At 34.7% G+C, this 21,364-nt stretch carries 20 protein-coding genes; 18 read left to right on the top strand and 2 right to left on the bottom strand.

Annotation, left to right across the window (positions count from 1 at the left end; all coding sequences use genetic code 11):
* Window positions 1–57 precede the first annotated feature (57 nt).
* The gene (locus KHA96_RS17995; RefSeq protein WP_213130724.1) at window positions 58–3,105 is read right to left on the bottom strand and encodes an efflux RND transporter permease subunit; all 3,048 of its coding nucleotides are present in this window, start codon (window positions 3,103–3,105) and stop codon (window positions 58–60) included.
* A 413-nt stretch (window positions 3,106–3,518) separates the two neighbouring features.
* Window positions 3,519–3,680 (bottom strand): hypothetical protein, encoded by a 162-nt coding sequence (locus tag KHA96_RS17990; protein ID WP_213131132.1) that lies wholly within the window; start codon window positions 3,678–3,680, stop codon window positions 3,519–3,521.
* A gap of 277 nt (window positions 3,681–3,957) precedes the next feature.
* Between KHA96_RS17990 and KHA96_RS17985 the strand changes: the two genes are divergently transcribed.
* The 18 genes from KHA96_RS17985 (at window position 3,958) to KHA96_RS17900 (ending at window position 21,348) form a co-directional block, all read left to right on the top strand.
* The gene (locus KHA96_RS17985; protein WP_213130723.1) at window positions 3,958–4,674 is read left to right on the top strand and encodes a YveK family protein; all 717 of its coding nucleotides are present in this window, start codon (window positions 3,958–3,960) and stop codon (window positions 4,672–4,674) included.
* A 34-nt stretch (window positions 4,675–4,708) separates the two neighbouring features.
* Window positions 4,709–5,347: a CpsD/CapB family tyrosine-protein kinase gene (locus tag KHA96_RS17980; protein ID WP_213130722.1), complete on the top strand. Its 639-nt coding sequence runs from the start codon at window positions 4,709–4,711 to the stop codon at window positions 5,345–5,347.
* Window positions 5,348–5,725: 378 nt separating this feature from the next.
* Window positions 5,726–7,558 carry a polysaccharide biosynthesis protein gene (locus tag KHA96_RS17975; RefSeq protein WP_213130721.1) on the top strand — a complete coding sequence of 611 codons (1,833 nt, stop codon included), beginning with the start codon at window positions 5,726–5,728 and terminating at the stop codon, window positions 7,556–7,558.
* Between the two features lie 15 nt (window positions 7,559–7,573).
* Entirely contained in the window at window positions 7,574–8,452 is an 879-nt protein-coding gene (galU, locus tag KHA96_RS17970) for a UTP--glucose-1-phosphate uridylyltransferase GalU (RefSeq protein WP_213130720.1), read from the top strand.
* Window positions 8,453–8,457: 5 nt separating this feature from the next.
* Window positions 8,458–9,606 carry a glycosyltransferase family 4 protein gene (locus KHA96_RS17965; RefSeq protein ID WP_213130719.1) on the top strand — a complete coding sequence of 383 codons (1,149 nt, stop codon included), beginning with the start codon at window positions 8,458–8,460 and terminating at the stop codon, window positions 9,604–9,606.
* The gene (locus tag KHA96_RS17960; protein ID WP_213130718.1) at window positions 9,591–10,694 is read left to right on the top strand and encodes a glycosyltransferase family 1 protein; all 1,104 of its coding nucleotides are present in this window, start codon (window positions 9,591–9,593) and stop codon (window positions 10,692–10,694) included. The genes KHA96_RS17965 and KHA96_RS17960 overlap by 16 nt, the downstream gene beginning before the upstream one ends.
* Before the next feature lie 11 nt (window positions 10,695–10,705).
* Window positions 10,706–11,599: a glycosyltransferase family 2 protein gene (locus KHA96_RS17955; protein ID WP_213130717.1), complete on the top strand. Its 894-nt coding sequence runs from the start codon at window positions 10,706–10,708 to the stop codon at window positions 11,597–11,599.
* Between the two features lie 27 nt (window positions 11,600–11,626).
* The gene (locus KHA96_RS17950; protein ID WP_213131082.1) at window positions 11,627–12,700 is read left to right on the top strand and encodes an EpsG family protein; all 1,074 of its coding nucleotides are present in this window, start codon (window positions 11,627–11,629) and stop codon (window positions 12,698–12,700) included.
* An 11-nt stretch (window positions 12,701–12,711) separates the two neighbouring features.
* Window positions 12,712–13,824, top strand: a complete 1,113-nt coding sequence (locus KHA96_RS17945) for a glycosyltransferase family 1 protein (protein WP_213130716.1) — start codon at window positions 12,712–12,714, stop codon at window positions 13,822–13,824.
* A gap of 16 nt (window positions 13,825–13,840) precedes the next feature.
* Entirely contained in the window at window positions 13,841–15,040 is a 1,200-nt protein-coding gene (locus tag KHA96_RS17940) for a glycosyltransferase (protein WP_213130715.1), read from the top strand.
* An 18-nt stretch (window positions 15,041–15,058) separates the two neighbouring features.
* Window positions 15,059–16,093, top strand: a complete 1,035-nt coding sequence (gene galE / locus KHA96_RS17935) for a UDP-glucose 4-epimerase GalE (RefSeq protein WP_213130714.1) — start codon at window positions 15,059–15,061, stop codon at window positions 16,091–16,093.
* A 33-nt stretch (window positions 16,094–16,126) separates the two neighbouring features.
* Entirely contained in the window at window positions 16,127–16,279 is a 153-nt protein-coding gene (locus KHA96_RS17930; RefSeq protein ID WP_213130713.1) for a YwzD family small protein, read from the top strand.
* Window positions 16,280–16,299: 20 nt separating this feature from the next.
* Window positions 16,300–16,914: a sugar transferase gene (locus KHA96_RS17925; protein WP_213130712.1), complete on the top strand. Its 615-nt coding sequence runs from the start codon at window positions 16,300–16,302 to the stop codon at window positions 16,912–16,914.
* A complete protein-coding gene (locus KHA96_RS17920; RefSeq protein ID WP_213130711.1) occupies window positions 16,911–17,576 on the top strand; it encodes an acetyltransferase in 666 nt (221 codons plus the stop codon). The genes KHA96_RS17925 and KHA96_RS17920 overlap by 4 nt, the downstream gene beginning before the upstream one ends.
* Window positions 17,557–18,741, top strand: coding sequence for an aminotransferase class I/II-fold pyridoxal phosphate-dependent enzyme (locus KHA96_RS17915; protein WP_213130710.1), 1,185 nt, complete (start codon window positions 17,557–17,559; stop codon window positions 18,739–18,741). Before KHA96_RS17920 ends, KHA96_RS17915 begins: the two co-directional genes overlap by 20 nt.
* Window positions 18,742–18,752: 11 nt before the next feature.
* A complete protein-coding gene (locus KHA96_RS17910) occupies window positions 18,753–19,097 on the top strand; it encodes an XRE family transcriptional regulator (RefSeq protein WP_213130709.1) in 345 nt (114 codons plus the stop codon).
* A gap of 27 nt (window positions 19,098–19,124) precedes the next feature.
* On the top strand, window positions 19,125–20,156 hold the full coding sequence (locus tag KHA96_RS17905) for a glycosyltransferase family 2 protein (RefSeq protein WP_213130708.1): 1,032 nt from the start codon (window positions 19,125–19,127) through the stop codon (window positions 20,154–20,156).
* 1 nt (window position 20,157) lies between these two features.
* The gene (locus tag KHA96_RS17900) at window positions 20,158–21,348 is read left to right on the top strand and encodes a glycosyltransferase (RefSeq protein WP_213130707.1); all 1,191 of its coding nucleotides are present in this window, start codon (window positions 20,158–20,160) and stop codon (window positions 21,346–21,348) included.
* The last annotated feature ends 16 nt before the right edge of the window (window positions 21,349–21,364 follow it).

Here is a 21,364-nt window from a genome sequence, read left to right as displayed (position 1 = left end):
CCCAATTTCCTATGAGCATAATAGAGAAATTGTGAATCCATCTTTTTTCGATTTACATTAACCAACATTATCAGGGGTTACTGATACTCTAAGTTTCTTCGTTTTTTCCTTCGCTTTAACCCTACCCATATTTAAGCGTGAGAAGGAAAATAATCGGTACGTAGCTGGTACGAGCAATAAGGTAATGAAGGTTGCAAACATTAACCCAGAAATGATCGCAGTAGCCATCGGTGCTTGATAATTTCCTGAAGTACCAGATGCAAGTGCTAATGGAAGCATTCCACCAGCAGTTGTTAAGGTTGTCATAAATATTGGTCTAATTCGATCTTTCCCCGCTGTAACGAGTGCATCTTCAATTGAAAATCCAGCTTTACGAAGTTGATTCGTTCTGTCAATAAGAAGGATTGCATTGTTTAAAACAATTCCGATCAACATGACAATTCCAATACCCGACATTAAATTTAGTTCCATTTGCGTTAAAAATAATCCAAGTATAACGCCTACGATTGTCATAGGAATAACTGACATTACGATAAGTGGATGACCTAAATGATTAAATTGGACTGCCATAACAAGATACACAAGGAATAAAGCAATAGCGAAAACAAAAAGCATATCTTTCATTAATGCCTGCTGCTCTTCAAGATCCCCCGCAACAGTCACTTTATAGCCATCTGGTGTTTCGAAGTCTTTTATCAACTTTTGTACATCCCGATTCACTGAACCCAAATCTTTCCCTTCAATATCGGCGGTAATGGACATGAAGCGCTCTCCGTCTATATGGCTAATTTCATTAGGAGTTTCTACATTGTTAAATTCTATAAAGGAAGACAATGATTTTTCTCCATCTTGAAGCGGTATTTTTAAGCCCAAAAGATCATTTTTCGTGCTTGTTTTTTCATCCCACTTTATATTTAGTGGAATGTTTTCCTCATCTATCTTCATTTCACCAACGGGCATTTGTAAAAATGCTAATTCAATGAATTGTTTAATTTGAACAGGTGAAAGGCCAGCCTTTTCAATTTCTTTCTCCTTTAATTGGATTACTTGTTCTTGTGAAGTCCGCTTCATGGAACTTGTTGCACCAACAATACCGTCAATGGATCCAAGTTCATTCATAAAATCATTTGACAGCTTTTGTAATTGTTCTATATTTTCTCCTTTAATATTTACTTGAACTGGTGCGCCACCGCCTTCGTCCATTGCACTTTGAACATTTTCAATCGGCGTCGTTTCACGTAGTTCGCGTAAAGATTTTAAGATTTGTTCATTTACTTCTTTTTGAGGTAAAACAATTTTATCCCCTTTAGTCATATTGATAATGACATAAAACATTCCGCCATTATCCATGACATAACTCTTTTCTACATCCTCAATCGCTTGAAGTTTAGAATTTATTTTATGGACAACATCTTCTTTTTCTTGATTGGAAAGTCCAGGTTCCAAATCGATCATTAGCTCATTATAACGGTTATACATATCAGGCATAATGGTCATCGGTATTTTGTTCACAAGGAAAAGAGATCCGACAAACATTAAAATAAACGTAGTAATAACGGCTAAGCTGCGGCGTTTTTTCTTAATGGTCCAGGCAACGATTGCATTATAGCTGCGTAGAAAAAATCCTTCTTTGACTCTTTTCTTAGGCTGCCTCATTTTGAATAGTTTCTCAGAAAGAGCTGGAATGATTGTAAAAGCAACGATAACTGAACTAATTAAAGTAATCGCTACGACCGTTGAAAGGATCACCATAAATTGGGCCATTTCCCCTTGAATGAATCCAATCGGCAAAAACACAACAATAGTCGTTAACATCGAAGCAATAACGGCAGATGAAACTTCTTTCGTTCCTTCTATGACGGCATCAAATTTGCTTAACGCTTGTTCTCTTTTTTTATAAATAGACTCGAGAATAACTATAGAGGAGTCAACCATCATTCCAATTCCTAAACCGAGACCAATCAACGTAATAATATTAAAGCTATAGTCCAATAACCATATTGCCAAAAAAGTAAGTAAAATAGATGTTGGAATCGATATACCGATAATGAAGGTCGCTCTTAAGTTACGTAGGAATATTAGCAGAACAGCAATGGCAATAATTCCTCCGATTAATATGTTATCTGTTACCCCATCAATTGATTCTTTTACATAATCCGCTTGTGCAACCATTTCATTTAATTGAAAGCCGTTAATTAAATTTTCTTTGCGAATGTTTTCAACTTCCGCCCTTACTGCTTCCGCCATTTCAATTTGGGTAACTTCAGACGTGCGGCCTACTTGGATTAAGATAAAATCCTTCGATCCATTCTTCCAGACATAAGAGGAATTTTCTAAAGGTTGGAAAGATACTTTTGCTATGTCTTTTAGAAAAATGTCGCCATTTGTAGTAGGAATCTTTATATTTTTCACATCATTTTCATTCGCTAATTTAGTATTCCAGCGAATGGATGCACTGTCTATTTCTCCTAAGGTAGCCTCATTATTAATGTTTTGAATTGCACCAATGACTTCGCTTGCATCAATAAGGTGTTTATCCATTTTTCCACGATCTAATTCAATGGAAACCTCATGTTCTACAGTTCCTACGAGAGCTACATCTCTTACTTCTGATAAATCTTCTAACCTAGGTGTTAAAACATTTTTTGCAAAATCAGTCATTTCTTTCATATTTCCATTAGAAATATCCATAAAGAATTCATAGTTCTGACTAGTTCCGTATTGTCCTGATTGAACTTCGGTAATACCAGTGACGGATCCTTTTAAAGAATTCGCCATCGATTCAACTTCCTTAAACAGCTCATCCCCTTTACCGCGTTTAAAGCTGATATTAAGAGAGCTCCGTCCAATGGATGAAGTAGACTGGATTTCTTCAACTCCATTCAAACCTTTAAGTTTTTGTTCAAGTGGAGTCGTGATCGTTCGTTCTACTTCAATAGCCGCCATTTCACCAGCGTTGATTTCCACATAGGCTCCGTCCATTTTTATGCTTGGGAGCAGTTCCTTATCTAGCTTTGATATAGAATAGCAGCCCAGCAAAATAATCAATAAAGCCATTAATCCTACTAAAATCTTTCGTTTCACAATAAACTCAATTAATTTCATTTTCATACTCCTTATTTATTTATTTATATTTCAATGTTGAGGAAAAATTAGGCAAAGTTGGAAAACCACTGAAACATTAATTCCAATCATAATTGCCTTTCGGAATATGGATAACCAGCTAGAGACATATTTTTAACTAAGCCTCGAGACGGAGAAATAAGAAAAAGCCCCACTAAGAGGGCTTTCCTATCAGTACTTCTGGACATTCTCTTTTGTGTGAAATTATTTAGTCGACAACCGAAACAAGGGAAGTGACAACTACTAATGTATCCATCTATGACTTTATCCTGTTTCATTACATTAATTCAAATGACAAAATCCAGTTTTCGTTTTGCAAAGTTCAAATGGGAGAATGGATTGTGGCAAAATCCAGTATTGATCCTCGCAAAGAAAAGTGCTTGCGTATTTCTGACTCATAAATTATTATTTTGTTGCTTTATTTCCTCTTCTGCTTGTATTAGGTTTCCTCTTTCAATCATACGGTGTTCATTGACTGAGTCGCCGGATTTGAGATTGTTTAAGTTTGATGTGATGGTGATTTGTTCTTCGTTGATGATGGGGTTTTTCTTCTTCATTATACAACTCCGTTCTTTTTATTAATGAAAGGGCATAATATGATTCTTGGATAGTTTTTGCGAGAATAAAGTTATTATACTTAACGGTTTATCATATCAATTTTAAAGAATTCACAAAAGATAAAAAAAGTTATTGACTTGTTCTCTATAAAGAACTATTATATATACAAATAAGCAATATTTTTTTACAAAACCAAATATAAAAATATATTGGTTTTATTTTTACACTATGTGTTCTTTATTAAGAATAACAATGTCAAAACAATAAGGTGGGTAAATGAATCGCTTAAATCAACCGTTTATTGAAGGAAAAGGAATAGCAAAGGACATTAATTTAAAGGATTTATACAGAGTTATCGTAAAAAGATTATGGATTGTATTAGTGTTAACCTTTTTAACGACAATTGCGGGTTGGTATTACAGTAGTCTCAATAAAGCAGAACCATTATATGAAGCATCAACTAATATCATTATCGAGGCGGATTCAGAATATAGGAAAACTCTTCAAGTTATTATAAAAGACACCATTGTCTTAGAAAAAGTCATCGCGGATCTTGGATTAGAAAAGTCGCCATCCTCATTGGCTGGACAAATCAATGTGTATAGTATTGATGATTCACAAGTAGTAAGAATCAGTGTAACGGATACGGATTCGAAGCGAGCGGTTGAGATAGCGAATACAACGGCAAAAGTTTTTTCTGAAAAAATTCCAAGTATCTTAAATTTTAAAGATATTCGTATTTTATCGGAAGCGAAGGAGAATCCTTTTCCTATTAACGAAAGTAGTCCCAATAAAATCATTCTTTTGGCTTTTGTATTTGGGATTGGTTTAGGGATTGGATTACTATTCTTAATTGATTCTCTTGATAATTCTATTAAATCCGAAAGTGATATTGAAATGCTATTGGATATTCAAGTTTTAGGCAGTGTTTCATCAATGAATAAAAGAAATATTAGTAAAAGAAAAAATAAAAGAATCGAATCAGTTTTCTGAGGTGAGACAATTGGTTTTAAATAGGAAAAAAAGAATGATGGCCAGTAAAAAACGAAATTTAATAACATTCGCAAATCCGGATTCTATTATTTCCGAACAATACCGTACGATTCGAACTAATATTTATTTCCTTAATGGAGATAAAAAAAACAAGACTTTGCTTGTTACTTCTCCGGGAAAGCTTGAGGGTAAATCGACTACTGCAGCTAATCTAGCGATATCAATGGCCCAGCAACAGGAAAAAGTATTGCTCATTGATGGGAATTTAAGAAATCCCAATATTCATAGCATATTCAAAGCATCTAATGCATTCGGTTTAACGGATGTACTGACAGAAACAACCTCTTTCGAAGAAGCAGTTTTCCCGTCTTCTATTGAAAAATTAGATATTTTGACAAGTGGTAAGACACCCAGTAATCCTGTTGAACTATTAGCCTCTCAAAATATGCAACAATTATTGCAAAAAGTAAAATCGTTATACGACATTATTCTTATTGATTCAACATCGATTCTAGAGGTAACGGATACAAAAATTATCGCAAATATTTGTGATGGAGTTGTTCTAGTAGTAAAGCAAAATAAAACAAATATTGAGAGTGCAGTTGAAACGAAGAAAGTATTGGAATATGCAAGAGCACAAATAGTCGGAGTCATCCTAAACAATAAAAAGTAAGTAACGTTTATATTTTTTTGTTTTTATGTTCTTTATTAAGAACCATTTGTTCTTTGGTAATGCCTCCTAACCAATATCAATGGAGGCACTCGATCATGCTGTGGGTTCATGACCTTAGACGCGAGTCGTCGTTAGTGTGGTGTGAGGAGGGGTTAGATGCCCCATATATTAAAGATGTTAATAATGAAGTTTTCTTCAAAAGACTCCATTATTAACATCTTTAATTTCATTTTCTAGTTCCAGCGCCTATCGGCTAGCTGCCTTCTTGCTTTTTTTTCGCAAGTCAACATAGAGTTTTCTTTATCTCAGTTATTGGCAACCGAAGTTTGTACGTCGATAAGCACGGAGCTTTTGCTTTTATATTTAGGGGGGATATTGTTGACTTATCGACAAAGATTATCTTTATTCATTGTTGTTGATTCATTTATTGTACTAACAGCTATCTTTTTCAGCCGTTTTTTAGTTAATGCAAGTCTTCATGTAATACAACTGCCCGTTATTATTATTTGTTTGTCTATCATCTTAAGTCATCATATTTTTTCATTTCATTTTAAAATTTATAAAAAAGCATGGGAATATGCGAGTATTGGAGAATTAATCATCATTTTTAAGGTTGTCACTTTAACAATCTTCGTTACAGCAATTGCTCAGAAAGTTATTATGAATGAAATTTATTTAAGATTACTCGTTGTCACTTGGCTTCTACATATGCTTTTAATTGGAGGATCAAGGTTTTGTTGGAGAATATACCGTGACTACTTTTTAAATAAAACGGATGATCGAAAAAGAACATTAATTATCGGAGCGGGATCAGCTGGAACAATGGTGGCAAGACAATTATTAAAAAGTAGGGATACTGAGCTTTTCCCTGTTGCTTTTATCGATGATGATAATAAGAAACATCATCTAGATATATTGGGTGTTCCTGTTTTCGGCGGAATAAACGAGATTGAAAAAGCTGTTAAAAATTTGAATATAGACCATATTATCATTGCTATTCCATCCTTATGCAAGAAAAAATTAAATACCATATTTTCCGAATGTGCAAAAACGAACGCTAAAACTCAAATCCTTCCACTGTTGGAAGACTTGGTTACAGGAAAAATAGCTGTAAACGAATTTCGTGATGTTCAAGTCGAGGATCTGTTAGGAAGAGAGCCAGTAGAATTAGATATTGAAAGTATTTCGGAGTATGTAACAAACAAGGTAGTTCTTGTAACAGGGGCAGGAGGATCAATCGGTTCGGAAATTTGCCGACAAATATCAAAGTTTAACCCACAAAAATTAGTGTTATTAGGGCATGGGGAAAATAGTATTTATTCAATTGAAATGGATTTAAAAGAGAAATTTGGCCATTTGTCAATTGAATATATAACAGAGATTGCTGATTTACAGGATGCTAATAAAATGATGTTAGTTATGAGTAAGCATAAGCCTGATGTAGTGTATCATGCTGCAGCTCATAAACATGTGCCTTTAATGGAACGTAATCCTGAAGAGGCAGTTAAAAATAACATAATAGGCACTAGAAATGTCGCGGAAGCAGCTAGTTGGCATGGAGTAAACACGTTTGTCATGATTTCTTCCGACAAAGCCGTTAATCCTACGAGTGTGATGGGAGCAACAAAACGCTTGGCGGAGATGATCATTCAAAATATGAATGGAAAAAGCAAAACGAAATTTGTAGCTGTTCGGTTTGGAAATGTACTGGGGAGTCGTGGGAGTGTTATTCCATTATTTAAAAAGCAAATAGAAAAAGGGGGACCTGTTACAGTAACCCATCAGGAAATGGTCCGCTATTTTATGACTATTCCAGAGGCTTCAAGGCTGGTCATTCAGGCAGGTGCGCTTTCAAAAGGCGGGGAAATTTTTGTTTTGGATATGGGAGAACCCGTAAAAATCATTGACTTAGCTGCAAATTTAATTAAGCTATCAGGACATTCTGTTGAGGATATTGGAATCGAGTTCACAGGAATGAGACCTGGTGAAAAACTTTACGAAGAGTTATTAAAAGATGAAGAAATAATTGAAAAACAAGTATATCCGAATATTTATATTGGTAAAGCAGCAAAACTTTATTTGGAAGAAATTGATGAAATTATTGATACTTATTCTACATTAGATAATGAAATGTTAAGGAAAACTCTTATAGGATTGGCGAATAGAAAAGTCAGGTTATTGCCGCAACCAATGATGCAAGTGTCAGGTTAAGGAGGGGATATGTATATGAAAGTAAGAAAAGCAATCATTCCTGCAGCAGGGTTGGGCACACGATTTCTGCCTGCAACGAAGGCGATGCCAAAAGAAATGCTGCCTATTGTGGATAAACCAACGATTCAATATATTGTTGAGGAAGCGATCGACTCAGGTATTGAAGATATTATGATTGTAACGGGAAAAGGAAAGAGGGCGATTGAAGATCATTTTGATCATTCCTTTGAACTTGAACAAAATTTATTTGAAAAAGGGAAATTTGCTCTTCTTAACGAGGTTCAAAAGTCTTCCCAATTAGTAGATATTCATTATATTCGCCAGAAGGAACCAAAAGGATTAGGTCACGCTATATGGTGTGCACGAAAATTTGTCGGAAATGAACCATTTGCCGTATTACTGGGCGATGATATCGTGCAAGCCGAAAAACCGTGTCTTAAACAAATGATTGAACAATATGAGAGATATAACGCCTCGATCCTTGGGGTTCAATCTGTTCCGAAAAACGAAGTTTCAAGATATGGAATTGTTGATGGGAATATGATAGGAGACCGTTTTTACAGTGTCGATAGCTTAATAGAAAAACCATCCGAGGAAGAGGCAACTTCAAATCTTGCTATTATGGGTAGATACATCCTAAATCCAAGGATTTTTGATATATTATCTAATCAAAAACCAGGAGCGGGTGGAGAAATTCAGTTGACAGATGCCATTGCCGAATTGAATCATTATGAAGCTGTTTTTGCTTATGATTTTCAAGGAACTAGATATGATGTTGGGGAAAAAATGGGATTCATTCAAACAACTATTGAGTTTGCTCTAAAAAGGGAAGATTTAAGAAAAGATCTTCTTGATTACCTAACATCAATACTCGAACGACAATTGATTAGGTGAAACGGATGAATAAAAGGATATTATTTTGTGCTACGATTGATGAACATTTTACTTCCTTTCACCTTCCTTATTTAAAATGGTTTAAGGAACAAGGATGGGAAGTTCACGTCGCCGCGGCAGGTTATTTGGAAATACCATATGTAGATAAGAAATATCATATTCCGATTGAACGATCACCTTTCAAAACAAAAAATATTAAAGCATTTAAAGAGTTAAAAGAAATCATTAATCTAAATGATTATGATATTATCCATTGTCATACACCAATGGGTGGAGTCTTGACGCGTCTTTCTGCTAAAAAGGCAAGGGAAAATGGTACAAAAGTTGTCTATACCGCACATGGATTTCATTTTTGTAAAGGAGCACCTTTCATAAATTGGTTCATTTATTATCCGATTGAAAAAACACTTGCGTATATAACGGATTGCTTACTAACAATAAATGAAGAAGATTTTACGCTTGCAAAAAATCAGTTTAAAGCAAAACAAATCGTTCATGTTCACGGAGTTGGTGTTGATACAGAGCGCTTTGCACCGATATTAGAATTTCATAAATTAGTATTAAGAGCTGAGTATCATTATGAAAATGATACTTTTTTAATGTTTTACGCGGCTGAATTTAATAAAAATAAAAATCAACAGCTTTTAATTGAATCATTACCATTAATAAAGAAGCATGTTCCGAAAATAAAACTTGTTTTTGCTGGCGATGGGCCGCTAATAGAGCATTGTAAACAACTTTCAAAAAAGTTAGAGGTGGAACAATTCGTTGACTTCCTAGGACAACGTGAAGATATTGATTCATTGCTGAAAATGAGTGATATTGCAGTTGCTTCAAGTATTAGAGAAGGCTTGCCAGTCAACGTTATGGAAGCGATGGCTTGTGGCTTGCCGATCGTAGCGGTTGATAATCGTGGACATCGAGAACTTGTCTCTCACAATATGAACGGATGGCTTGTAGAAAAAGATAAAATACAAGTCGCTGATAGGATTGTTCAACTGGCTTTAAATAAATCGATGTGTAAGCAATACGGAGCACAAAGTCGAAAAATCATCCTAGCAAAATATAGCTTGAATAAAGTGTTGGAAGAGAAAATGATTGTTTATAAAAATGTGATGGATGAGATGGAGGATGTTCAGTGGGCGGTCCATTAAGGGTGTTGCATGTTGCAGTCAATATGAATCGTGGTGGAGCCGAAACCCTAGTTATGAATATATACAGGAATATTAATCGGTCAAACATTCAATTTGATTTTTTAACGTGTAAGCCGGGAGATTTTGATGATGAGATTAAGGAGTTGGGTGGGAAAATTCATCGAATTCCCTACATTTCTGATGTAGGTCATTTTAATTATATACAAGAATTAAGGCAGTTTTTTACTGATAATTCCCATTATAAAATCATCCATTCACACTTGGATAAGATGAGTGGAATCGTGTTGCGTGAAGCGAAAAAGGCAGGTATCCCAGTTCGGGTTTCGCACAGCCATAACACGAGAAGTGAAGGTGGAGCTGCAGCAAGGACATATAAATGGTTAGTCGGAAATTTCATCTCGACAAATGCTACAACTTTTTTCGCCTGTTCCAATGATGCAGCAAAATGGTTATTTAATAAGAAATCAAATAATACGGTGATTCTTAAAAATGGCATTGAATATGACAAATTTATATATTCGGAGGCTATTCGAAAGCAAGTAAGATTAGAATTGAACCTAGAAGATAATGATTATGTTCTTGGCCATGTGGGAAGATTTAACAAACAAAAAAATCATCCATTTCTAATTGATCTATTTGCGGAATTCATTAAGTTGAATAAAAATGCTGTTTTATTATTAGTAGGAGATGGGGAAGAACGCGGCCCAATAGAAAAAAAGATTCGAAGTCTGCACTTAGAAAAAAATGTGAGATTTTTAGGGCTCCGTAAAGACATAGAAATAATTCTTCAGGGGATGGACTTATTTGTCTTTCCATCCTTACATGAAGGGTTGCCTGTTTCTTTGATTGAAGCGCAAGGTGCCGGATTGCCTTGTATAATTTCTGATCGGATTTCTAATGAAGTAGATCTTGGAATGAACTTAATAGAATACGCTCCGCTCGAGGATATGGATATGTGGATAAAAAAAATCCAAAAAGCAGTATCCAAAAAAACACCGAGGATTCCAGAATATGATTCATTAATTAGTAGTGGCTATGATATACGTGATACCGCAAAAAAGATGGAGAGTTTTTATTTAAGTTGCTGAGGATGAAATAAATGAAAAAATTACTAACCATTTTTACTCCAACCTATAATCGGTCCTTTTGCTTAGTGAACTGTTATGTAAGTCTTTTACGGCAAACAAGCAACGATTTTTGTTGGCTTATCATTGATGATGGGTCAACGGACAACACAAAAGAGCTGGTTGAAGGATGGATAAGAGAGAATAAAATTCAGATTCATTATCATTGGCAAGAAAATAAAGGTATGCATGGAGCGCATAATACAGCCTATGAACTTATCGATACTGAATTAAACGTATGTATTGATTCTGATGATTATATGCCGGATGATGCAGTTGAAAAAACAAAAAATTTTTGGGAGAAATACGGGAGTGACAATGTCAGTGGCATAATTGGGCTTGATGCAAATACAGATAATGAAATAATCGGAACAACATTACCTGTAACCGTTAAAACCTCAACACTATTCGATCTGTACAATCATCACGGAGTAACAGGAGATAAGAAGCTTGTTTATCGCACAGAATTAACAAAACAATATCCATATCCTCTTTTTGAAAATGAGAAATATGTAGGATTGGCCTACAAGTATTTTATGCTAGATCAAGAGTATGAAATGTTGCTTATGAATGAAGTATTATGCAACGTCGAGTATTTACAGGATGGCTCGTCCTTAAATATGTTTCATCAATATCGAAAAAATCCTAAAGGGTTTGCCTTTTACCGTAAAGAGTTAATGAAACTGCCATTTGCAAGTCTTTCTTTTAAATTTAGGCAGGCAATCCATTATGTTTCAAGCAGTTTATTTATTAAGAATAAAAGATTTATAAGTGAAGCGCCATATAGAGGTTTAACGATTACCGCTATTCCCTTTGGAGCCCTTTTATATTTGTATATAGTGTCCAAGACAAAAACGGCACTGACTTAGTCGAAATTCTGTGAAGGGAACGGAATGATGACATTTTTATATTTGAACCTTGTTATTGTTTTTATATTATCTTTTTTTGCAAGATATTTTAGTGAACCTGTATTTGCTGGAGAATCATCAGTACCCATTAAACCGAACAAAATATTAATGACGGGTGTCCTGGCCTCTTTGACAATCATCTCGGGACTTAGGACGAATATAGGAGATACATTCTTTTATAAACATATATATGAAATCAATGATTTTACGTGGGAATTTATTCTTTCACAAAAGGATATAGGCTTTGGAATTCTCCAAATGCTATTAAAAGAGATTTCAGATGACCCGCAGATTATGATTTTTACAACAGCTGTGATAACTAATGTATTAATTATTGCTGTATTTCTAAAATATTCACGAATGATTGAACTAAGCGTTTATGTATACATTACGGGTGGCTTATTTTTAGTTTCCATGAATGGGATTAGGCAAGTACTAGCGGCAGCTATTATATTTGCTGCGACAAAATATTTAATCGATGGCAATTGGATTAAATATTTTTTTATTGTTCTTTTGGCATCAACCTTTCATCAAAGTGCATTGATCTTAATTCCTATTTACTTTTTCGTAAGATATAAAGCATGGTCAAAAGCGACCTTAGTTCTGTTGGCATTTTCCTTATTGATTGTAGTTGGCTATCACCAGTTTTCATCTTTATTATTTGCAGCAATTGAAGATAGTCAATATGGACATTATTCCAATTTTGACGAAGGTGGGGCTAATATCCTTCGTGTTGTAGTGGATGCTACTCCTTTATTCATCGCCTATCTCGGCAGAGAAAAACTTAGAAGTATTTTCCCAAGCAGTGACTACATCGTCAATATGGCTATTGTTGGTTTCATGTTTATGATAATCTCAACCCAAAATTGGATCTTTGCAAGATTTGGAATTTACTTCACTTTATACCAATTAATTCTCATTTCATGGATTGTAAAGCTATTTAACCAAAAAGATCAAAGACTCATTTACTATGCATTGTTAATCTGTTATTTTTTATATTACTTTTTTGAGAGTGTTATAAGTTTAAATATAGTGTATAGAAGTGATTACTTTGGGAGTTAGGAGAAAGAAAAATGGTTAGTGCAAAAAGGGTGCTGCATGTTGTTAGTTCAATGGAAAGAGGTGGTGCAGAAACACTTATCATGAATATTTATAGACAGATAGATCGAGAAAGAATCCAATTTGACTTTATTACCCATAGTGAAAAGCCTGGTGACTTTGACCATGAAATTCAAGCGTTGGGCGGTCAAATTTACCGGATTCCAAGTCTTGGAACTACTGGGCCATTTCGTTATGTAAAAGCTTTGGTCGAAGTAATGTCTACAAATAATTATGTCGCGGTCCACGCACATACCGATTTCCAAAGCGGCTTCCCTGCACTAGCTGCAAAATTATGCAAAATCAAACATAGAATCTGTCATTCGCATAGTAATAACTGGCTGCAGAATGGATTCAAAGGGCTGTTAATGTTAAAGCTTCTACAATTTTTAATAAAAATTTCCGCGACAAAACTGTGCAGCTGCAGTGAAGAGGCTGCACAGTTTTTATTCGGTGGAAAAACCCAAGTTCATATTCTTAAAAATGGTATTAACATCGATGAATTTTTAACAGCTGATACAAAAAGTAGACAGCAAATTTTTGAAGAACTTCACTTATTACCTAATTCAAAAATCATCGGTCATATCGGGAGATTTTCCGAATCCAAAAATCATCTATTTTTAATAAAAGTATTAAAACAATTGGTTAAGAAAGATCCTCGTTATGTTGCACTTTTAGTTGGTGATGGACCTTTAAGGGAATCTATTGAATTGGAAGTAGAAAAATTAGGTTTAGAACATCATGTTAAATTTTTAGGAGTTAGATCGGATATACCAGCTCTTATGAAAGCATTTGATACTTTTCTTTTTCCATCTAAATTTGAAGGCTTTGGGATAGTGCTTTTAGAAGCGCAATGTGCCGGTACCCCATGTATCGCAGCAGACACGGTTCCAAAAAGCACCGATATGGGATTAGGACTTGTCACATACTTACCACTTGGAACAAGGGTAGATAAATGGTGCCAAAGTTTGGAGAGCTCTTTAAAAATTGATCAGCCAAATCAACATTCAATTTTTAAAAGTGTTTCAAAACTAGGGTTTAACATTCATGACAATGTGCATGATTGGATAAAATTATATGGGTTATAAAGGTGAGAGGTTCTATATGAAGAAGAAAATTCTTATTTCTTCCTTTGACTTGGCAGTAGGAGGGGTAGAAAGAAGTCTAATCGGCTTATTACAAACAATTGACTATGATAAGTATGACGTGGATTTAATGCTTTTTAAGCACGAAGGAGAATTTTTTTCGCTATTGCCTTCTGGCCCAAATTTATTAGCTGAAAATCCTCATTATTCTACATTCAGAAAATCGATCAAACAAATTATTAAGGAAGGACACTATCAAATAGGGATTTCCAGATTACTGGCTAAAACGTTGAGCTCTTTTCAAGGACAAATAAAGAAGATTGACGAACCTGGTTATTTGAACATCCAATACGGTTGGGAAATGTCCCATCCTTTTCTCCCAAAATTACATAAAGAATATGATGTGGCCATAGGATTCCTATGGCCACATCATTTTATAGGAGGGAAAGTTAATGCTAAGAAAAGAATTGGGTGGATCCATACAGATTACTCTAATATTTTTGTAAATAGAAAATTAGAAACTCGAATGTGGAATAAAGTGGATCAGATTGTGGCAGTGTCGGAGGATTGCTCCAAAACCTTTTTGAGATTTTTCCCCAAATTTAAAGAAAAAACAACTGTCATAGAAAATATTCTTTCACCTGAAATCATTTATGAACAAGCGTTTCGTGAAGAACCGGCAGAAATAAAGAAATCCTCAGGGAAAACAATTTTAGTGACGGTAGGTCGACTATCACATGCTAAGGGGATGGATCAGGCCATTAAAGCCTGTAGGGAATTGTTAAAAAAGGGATATGACATAGAATGGTACGTTATTGGATATGGGCCGCTCGAACATGATCTCCAAAACTTAATTAATGAATTAAATTTGAAAGGGAGATTTTTTTTATTAGGCAAAAAGATTAATCCATATCCATATATTAAAGCATGCGACATATATGTGCAGCCATCTAGATATGAGGGAAAGGCCGTGACAGTCCGCGAGGCGCAAATTTTAAGAAAACCAGTTGTGATTACGAATTTTCCTACTGCACGAAGCCAAGCATTAGACGAATATGATGCTTTAATCACGCCAATGAATATCGAAGGAATTGTAGCAGGGGTGCAAAGAGTTATAGATGATCAGCAATTAAGGGAGCAGCTCGTTTTCAATGTTAGTAAAAATCTTTATGGGAATGAAAAGGAAATTGAAAAGTTGTATCAATTAATCGAGAGCTAATGTAAAGGGGGGATCGAAATGGCAGTACTGATTACAGGAGGGGCAGGATACATTGGGAGTCATACATGTGTGGAATTATTGCAAGCAGGATATGAAATTATCGTCCTTGATAATTATAGAAATAGTCATCCTGAATCCATAAAGCGAGTCGGTCAAATTACTGGGCGAGATTTCAAAGTGTATCGTGGCGATTTAATGGATGAAAAGACAATTGAGCAAGTATTTATTGAGAATAATATTGAAGCTGTCATCCACTTTGCAGGCTTAAAGGCAGTAGGTGAATCCGTACAAATTCCACTTACGTATTATGAATGCAATATTAATGGGACTATTAAATTATGCAACGTAATGAAAAAACATAATGTTAAAAATCTAGTATTCAGTTCTTCTGCAACTGTATATGGAGTGCCAGAACGTATTCCGATATCTGAAGATGCAGCCTTAAGAGCACAGAGTCCTTACGGTCGCACGAAACAAATGATTGAAGAAATATTGCATGATCTTTACGTATCTGACCAAGACTGGAGTATTGCCTTATTACGATATTTTAATCCAATCGGAGCTCACGAAAGTGGATTAATTGGGGAAGCCCCTAACGGAATCCCGAATAATTTGATGCCTTATATCACTCAAGTGGCAATAGGAAAACTAAAAGTGCTCAATATTTTCGGAAATAATTATCCAACGAAAGACGGTACGGGTGTGAGAGATTATATCCATGTAGTCGATCTGGCAAAAGGCCATTTGAAAGCTTTGGAAAAAGTCTCGAGCGCAACTGGTGTGGAAGCATATAATCTCGGGACTGGCAAGGGTTACAGTGTATTGGAAATCGTGGAAGCATTTGAAAAAGCAGCGAATATCAAAATACCTTATAGAATAGTAGAACCACGTAAAGGCGATATTGCCGTATGCTATGCTGATCCATCTAAAGCAAGGCAAGAACTAGGATGGACTGCTGAAAAAGAAATTGAGGAAATGTGTATGGATTCTTGGCGATGGCAATCCGAAAATCCAAATGGCTATATTTTAAACCGAGAAGTTTTAACAAAATAGTTGCTCAATAGAAAAAGTGAGGAAGATATAGAGATGAGTTTGAATGAAGGGGAGTTCCAAAAACAATTTAAGGAATTGTTGGAGGACATATATATGAAGGGGCAGGAAACGGAATTTATACTTCTTGAAGATGTGATGAATGAAATTCAAACGAAACTGGCGACGTTATTTGAAATAATAAATTAACAACTAGGAGTTGTAAAGAGATGAAGAGACTCTTAGATTTCTTTTGTTCTATATTTATTCTGATAATTTCTTTTCCCCTTATAATCTGTGTTGGACTACTTGTCAAATTGAAACTAGGTAGTCCTATTTTTTTTAAACAGCAACGTCCTGGCTTAAACGGAAAACCTTTTTATCTTTATAAGTTTCGTACGATGACAGATGAAAGGGATCAATGGGGAGAGCTGTACCCGGATGAAATAAGGTTAACGCCTTTCGGAAAGTTTCTTAGAAAATATAGTATTGATGAGGTCCCTCAACTTATTAATGTCGTTAAGGGTGAGTTAAGTTTAGTAGGACCTCGTCCACTATTGATGGAATACTTGCCTTTATATACAGAAGAACAGGCAAATCGCCATTTAGTGAAACCCGGAATTACCGGATGGGCACAAGTAAATGGACGCAATGCGATAAGCTGGGAAGAGAAATTTGCATTAGATTTATGGTATGTGAACAATCAGTCATTTCTTTTAGATATGAAGATTTTATTTTTAACAATAAAAAAAGTTTTATTTTCGGAAGGGATAAATCAAAGTGACCATATCACAATGGAAGATTTTAAAGGGTCAACGTCAGTTTTGAAAGAGGGACATGGATGAATATTGTATTAATCGGAGATGGCGGGCATGGTAAAGTTGTTCAAGACTTAGTTTTGTTGCATAAAAATATTAAGCTTGTTGCTTTCCTAGATGATAAACATACAGAAGTATGTAAGAAAGGCAATCTAATTGTTGGTCCTATTTCTTTTGCAGACACAATTATGAGTATGTTTCAAGATGTGAAGTTTGTTATTAGCATTGGTGATAACCAGGTAAGAAAGAAAATCATTAATAAGTTAAACCTGCCGCATATATATTATGCAACTCTTATTCATCCAACGGCCACTATAAGTCCAAGTGCTGCGATTGGTTATGGATCAGTCATTATGGCACATGCAGTTATTGATGCAGATAGCCACATCGGTGATCATGTCATTATTAATACAAGCTCAGTAGTGGAACACGATAATATTGTCGGTGACTTTGTACATTTGTCTCCAAGTGCCACTTTAACAGGAGCTGTTAAAATTCAGGAAGGAGTGCATATTGGAGCTGGGGCAACAGTTATACCAAACATAGAAATTGGGCAATGGTCCGTAATTGGAGCAGGATCAGCTGTCATCAATCCTATACCTCCAAATACAACGGCGGTCGGTGTTCCAGCAAAGGTAAAAGAAAAACATAAAATGGAGGAGGTTATTTGTGAATCAGTTCAAGAATAAAAAAATTCTCCTATCGCCACCACATTTGACTGGTAATGAGTGGAAGTATATTCAGGAGGCAATTGAAACAAATTGGATTGCTCCACTCGGTCCAAATGTTGATGCATTTGAAAAGGATATGGCTAGCTTTTTAGGAGTGGGAGATGCAGTTGCTGTCAGTTCTGGAACAGCAGCCATTCATTTAGCTCTATCTTTATGCGGTGTGAAAACAGGTGATACGGTTTTTTGCTCGACTCTTACCTTTGTAGCAAGTGCAAATCCGATTCTTTATCAAGGTGCGGAACCAATCTTTATTGATTCTGAACCAGAAACATGGAATATGTCGCCTAAGGCATTGGAAAGAGCATTTAGGGACGCACAACTTTCAGGAAGATTACCAAAAGCAGTAATTGTGGTGAACTTATACGGACAAAGTGCAAAAATGGAAGAGATTCTAGCTATTTGTAATCGATATGAAGTACCTATGATTGAAGATGCAGCTGAATCACTCGGGTCACAATACAAAGGTAAGAAAAGCGGCACATTTGGAAAATTTGGGATTCTTTCTTTTAACGGAAATAAGATTGTTACGACTTCAGGTGGCGGAATGCTTGTTTCAAATGATGTGGAAGCAATACAGAAGGCGCGCTTTTTAGCAACACAAGCAAAAGATCAAGCTCCATATTACGAGCATAGTGAGATGGGATATAACTATCGCATGAGTAATATATTGGCTGGAATAGGCAGGGCTCAATTAGAGGTAATAGAGGAAAGGGTGAAGTCAAAAAGGTTAGTTTTTTTAAAGTATTACAAAGAATTATCCAAGATAACTGGTATTTATTTTATGCCTGAACTTGCAGAAACTTTATCTAATCGCTGGCTAACGACTTTAACAATTGATGAGAAATTGACAGGGGTTTCGGCAACTGAATTAATTCAATCGTTTGCAAATGATCTCATTGAAGCACGTCACGTTTGGAAACCATTGCATTTACAACCACTTTTTAAAGGAACGAAATACTACCCGCATGAAGAACAATTAAGTATATCTGAACAATTATTTACAACCGGTATTTGTCTTCCATCTGGATCTAATATGGCAAATCATGAACAATTGAGGGTGATCGAAAGTCTTAAAAAGACAATAATGGAAAGAGTTAAGATGACCCATCCTATATCAGGATAAGAGGTAAAAAAATGATTGGGAAAAATATTTATGAAATTAGAAAACGTAAAGGTCTTACTTTAACAGAAGTAGCAGATCGAGCTGGTATCGCAAAATCATATTTAAGTAATATAGAAAGAAGCATAAATAAAAATCCGTCTATTAATGTAATAGAAAAAATAGCGAAAGTATTGGATATTGATGTAAGACTTTTATTAAATTCAAGTATAGAGGAAAAACCATTACAACTAGATGAAGAGTGGGTTGATTTCGCTCGTGAGCTCAAAGAATCAGGAGTTGAAAAAGAACAATTCGAAGAGTATAAAACATTGCTGGAATTTATTAAATGGAAAAAAGAGCATGAGGAAAATCATTAAGTTGAAGAATTCAAAGTAGGGGATATAATGTTTCCATTAGTTAGTGTTGTAGTCCCAATTTACAAAGTTGAAAAATATATTCATAGATGTATTGATAGTATTTTAGAACAAACATATACCAAATTGGAAATAATATTGGTAAACGACGGTTCACCTGACAATTGTGGAAAAATAATAGAGGAATATGCAGTGAAAGATAATAGGATCCAAGTAGTTCACAAAAAAAATGGTGGATTATCGGATGCTAGGAATAAAGGGATGGATTACGTAACTGGTGATTACACGCTTTTCGTAGATAGTGATGACTGGTTAGAAAGTAATATGGTTGAGGTGTTAGTAAAATTAAGTTTAGATCATCAAGCTGATGTTGTTCAATCGGCTTTTTATTATGCTTATGAAGATCATTTGCTTTTTGATAAGTGTAAAAACCATCAATATCCAATTATATTAGGAAATCAAGAGATAATGGCAGAGTTAGTTGCAGGAGAAAAAGTTAAAAACTTTGCATGGGGTAAACTTTATAAAACTGAAATCATTAGAGATATACCTTTTAAAAAGGGGGTTTTATTTGAAGATGTATATTGGACGTACCAAGTCCTGTATAGAGTAAATAAATATGTAAAATTAAACCAACCATTATGCTACTATTTTCAGCGAAAAGATAGCATAGTTGCAACATACACACCAAGGAACTTGGATATAATCAGTGGTTTGATGGAAAGGCATCATTTTATTGAACAGTTTTATGCAAATTTAATTAATGATTCCTACAAATCAATTTTAAATACATCTTTAATACATTATAACCTTTTAATCATAAATAAAATTAAGGAAAAAAATTATAGAAGGGAAATTAAAAAGTATATAAAAGAAAACTTTCGCTCTTTAAGAAAAGCTGTGGATAACGATATATATTTGAAAACACAACTATACTTGTTTTCTTTACATCCTTTTATAAATATCTGTTTTCTTGTTATTAGTAAATACTTAAAAAGGATGCACATTTTACCTCGTACACAAGGATTAGAAAGGGTAAACCTAAGAAGTGGGGATATATAAGATGAAGAAAACGATTCTATTTGTAATAGACTCTCTAGAATGTGCTGGAGCGGAAAAAAGTCTAGTTTCTTTATTATCGTTGCTTGATTATTCTAAGTACGAAGTGGATTTAATGTTGTTTGCTCATGGGGGGGTACTTAAAGATCTAGTCCCTGAAGAAGTAACAACTCTAGAACCATTGGAATATAGCAAATTTACTGGCTTAAACTTAAAGGAAGCCATAACGCATTCTATAAGAAAATTTGATTTTAAAATGCTTTTTTCAAGAGTAAAATATTCTTTCGCCATACGCACGGAAAAAGGTGGGAATACGCTGAAGGCCAGGTTGTTTTGGCAATGTAATTCGAAAGTAATTGAAAAGATTGATAAAAACTATGATATTGCAATCAGTTATTCACAAGGTATTCCAACCTTTTTTGTATCGGAAAAAGTTACAGCAAACAAAAAATTTGCATGGGTAAATACAACATATAAATTGGCACCAAAAGAAAAAGAGTATCAAAAGTTATTTTACGATAAGATGAATAAAATAATTACAGTATCAAATTCAGCGAAAGAAGCATTTTTGGAAACCTTCCCTAATTATAATGAAAAGACAAAAGTTATTTATGATATTAACAATTATGAGCTAATTTCAAATTTAGCAGATGCTGATAACACATTTGATGATGATTTTGATGGATTAAGAATTCTTACAATCGGAAGACTTGCTAACGGCAAAGGATATGACATCGCACTTAGCGCATGTAAAAAGTTAAAAGAACAAGGTGTGAATTTCAGGTGGTATGTATTGGGGGAGGGACCTCTTAAGAAGGAAATACTAGAATATGTTAAAGAAAATGGTTTAACTAAGCATTTTATTTTGCTAGGAATCACTGCAAATCCATATCCAATAATAAAAAAATGTGATATTTATGTTCAAACATCAAGATTTGAGGGGTTTGGCCTTGCGATTGCAGAAGCTCGTATGCTTAATATACCAGTAGTCACAACAAGGTTTGATTCGGTTTATAACCAAATGATTGATGAGAAGAATGGACTAGTAGTTGATATGAATGCAGATGCAGTTTGTAATGGGATTATGCGCTTGATAAAAAATTCTGAATTAACACAAAGTATAATTAGCTACTTGAAAACCGAGAAAAAGGGAAATGTTGAAGAAATAGAAAAGGTTTATGAATTAATAAGGTAAGGAAGAAAGGGGAGCT

Source organism: Bacillus sp. FJAT-49711 (assembly GCF_018343715.1).
Classification (GTDB): Bacteria; Bacillota; Bacilli; order Bacillales; family Bacillaceae_C; genus Lederbergia.
The sequence above is the reverse complement of the archived record's forward strand: the minus strand, read 5'-3'. Positions and strand labels throughout refer to the sequence as shown.

Excerpts from the sequence above, each read along its gene's own strand:
- KHA96_RS17995 (WP_213130724.1), bottom strand. The coding sequence starts at position 3,105 with ATGAAATTAATTGAGTTTATTGTGAAACGAAAGATTTTAGTAGGATTA.
- KHA96_RS17990 (WP_213131132.1), bottom strand. The coding sequence starts at position 3,680 with ATGAAGAAGAAAAACCCCATCATCAACGAAGAACAAATCACCATCACA.
- KHA96_RS17985 (WP_213130723.1), top strand. The coding sequence starts at position 3,958 with ATGAATCGCTTAAATCAACCGTTTATTGAAGGAAAAGGAATAGCAAAG.
- KHA96_RS17980 (WP_213130722.1), top strand. The coding sequence starts at position 4,709 with ATGATGGCCAGTAAAAAACGAAATTTAATAACATTCGCAAATCCGGAT.
- galU (WP_213130720.1), top strand. The coding sequence starts at position 7,574 with ATGAAAGTAAGAAAAGCAATCATTCCTGCAGCAGGGTTGGGCACACGA.
- KHA96_RS17965 (WP_213130719.1), top strand. The coding sequence starts at position 8,458 with ATGAATAAAAGGATATTATTTTGTGCTACGATTGATGAACATTTTACT.
- KHA96_RS17955 (WP_213130717.1), top strand. The coding sequence starts at position 10,706 with ATGAAAAAATTACTAACCATTTTTACTCCAACCTATAATCGGTCCTTT.
- KHA96_RS17950 (WP_213131082.1), top strand. The coding sequence starts at position 11,627 with ATGACATTTTTATATTTGAACCTTGTTATTGTTTTTATATTATCTTTT.
- KHA96_RS17945 (WP_213130716.1), top strand. The coding sequence starts at position 12,712 with ATGGTTAGTGCAAAAAGGGTGCTGCATGTTGTTAGTTCAATGGAAAGA.
- KHA96_RS17940 (WP_213130715.1), top strand. The coding sequence starts at position 13,841 with ATGAAGAAGAAAATTCTTATTTCTTCCTTTGACTTGGCAGTAGGAGGG.
- galE (WP_213130714.1), top strand. The coding sequence starts at position 15,059 with ATGGCAGTACTGATTACAGGAGGGGCAGGATACATTGGGAGTCATACA.
- KHA96_RS17930 (WP_213130713.1), top strand. The coding sequence starts at position 16,127 with ATGAGTTTGAATGAAGGGGAGTTCCAAAAACAATTTAAGGAATTGTTG.
- KHA96_RS17925 (WP_213130712.1), top strand. The coding sequence starts at position 16,300 with ATGAAGAGACTCTTAGATTTCTTTTGTTCTATATTTATTCTGATAATT.
- KHA96_RS17920 (WP_213130711.1), top strand. The coding sequence starts at position 16,911 with ATGAATATTGTATTAATCGGAGATGGCGGGCATGGTAAAGTTGTTCAA.
- KHA96_RS17910 (WP_213130709.1), top strand. The coding sequence starts at position 18,753 with ATGATTGGGAAAAATATTTATGAAATTAGAAAACGTAAAGGTCTTACT.
- KHA96_RS17905 (WP_213130708.1), top strand. The coding sequence starts at position 19,125 with ATGTTTCCATTAGTTAGTGTTGTAGTCCCAATTTACAAAGTTGAAAAA.
- KHA96_RS17900 (WP_213130707.1), top strand. The coding sequence starts at position 20,158 with ATGAAGAAAACGATTCTATTTGTAATAGACTCTCTAGAATGTGCTGGA.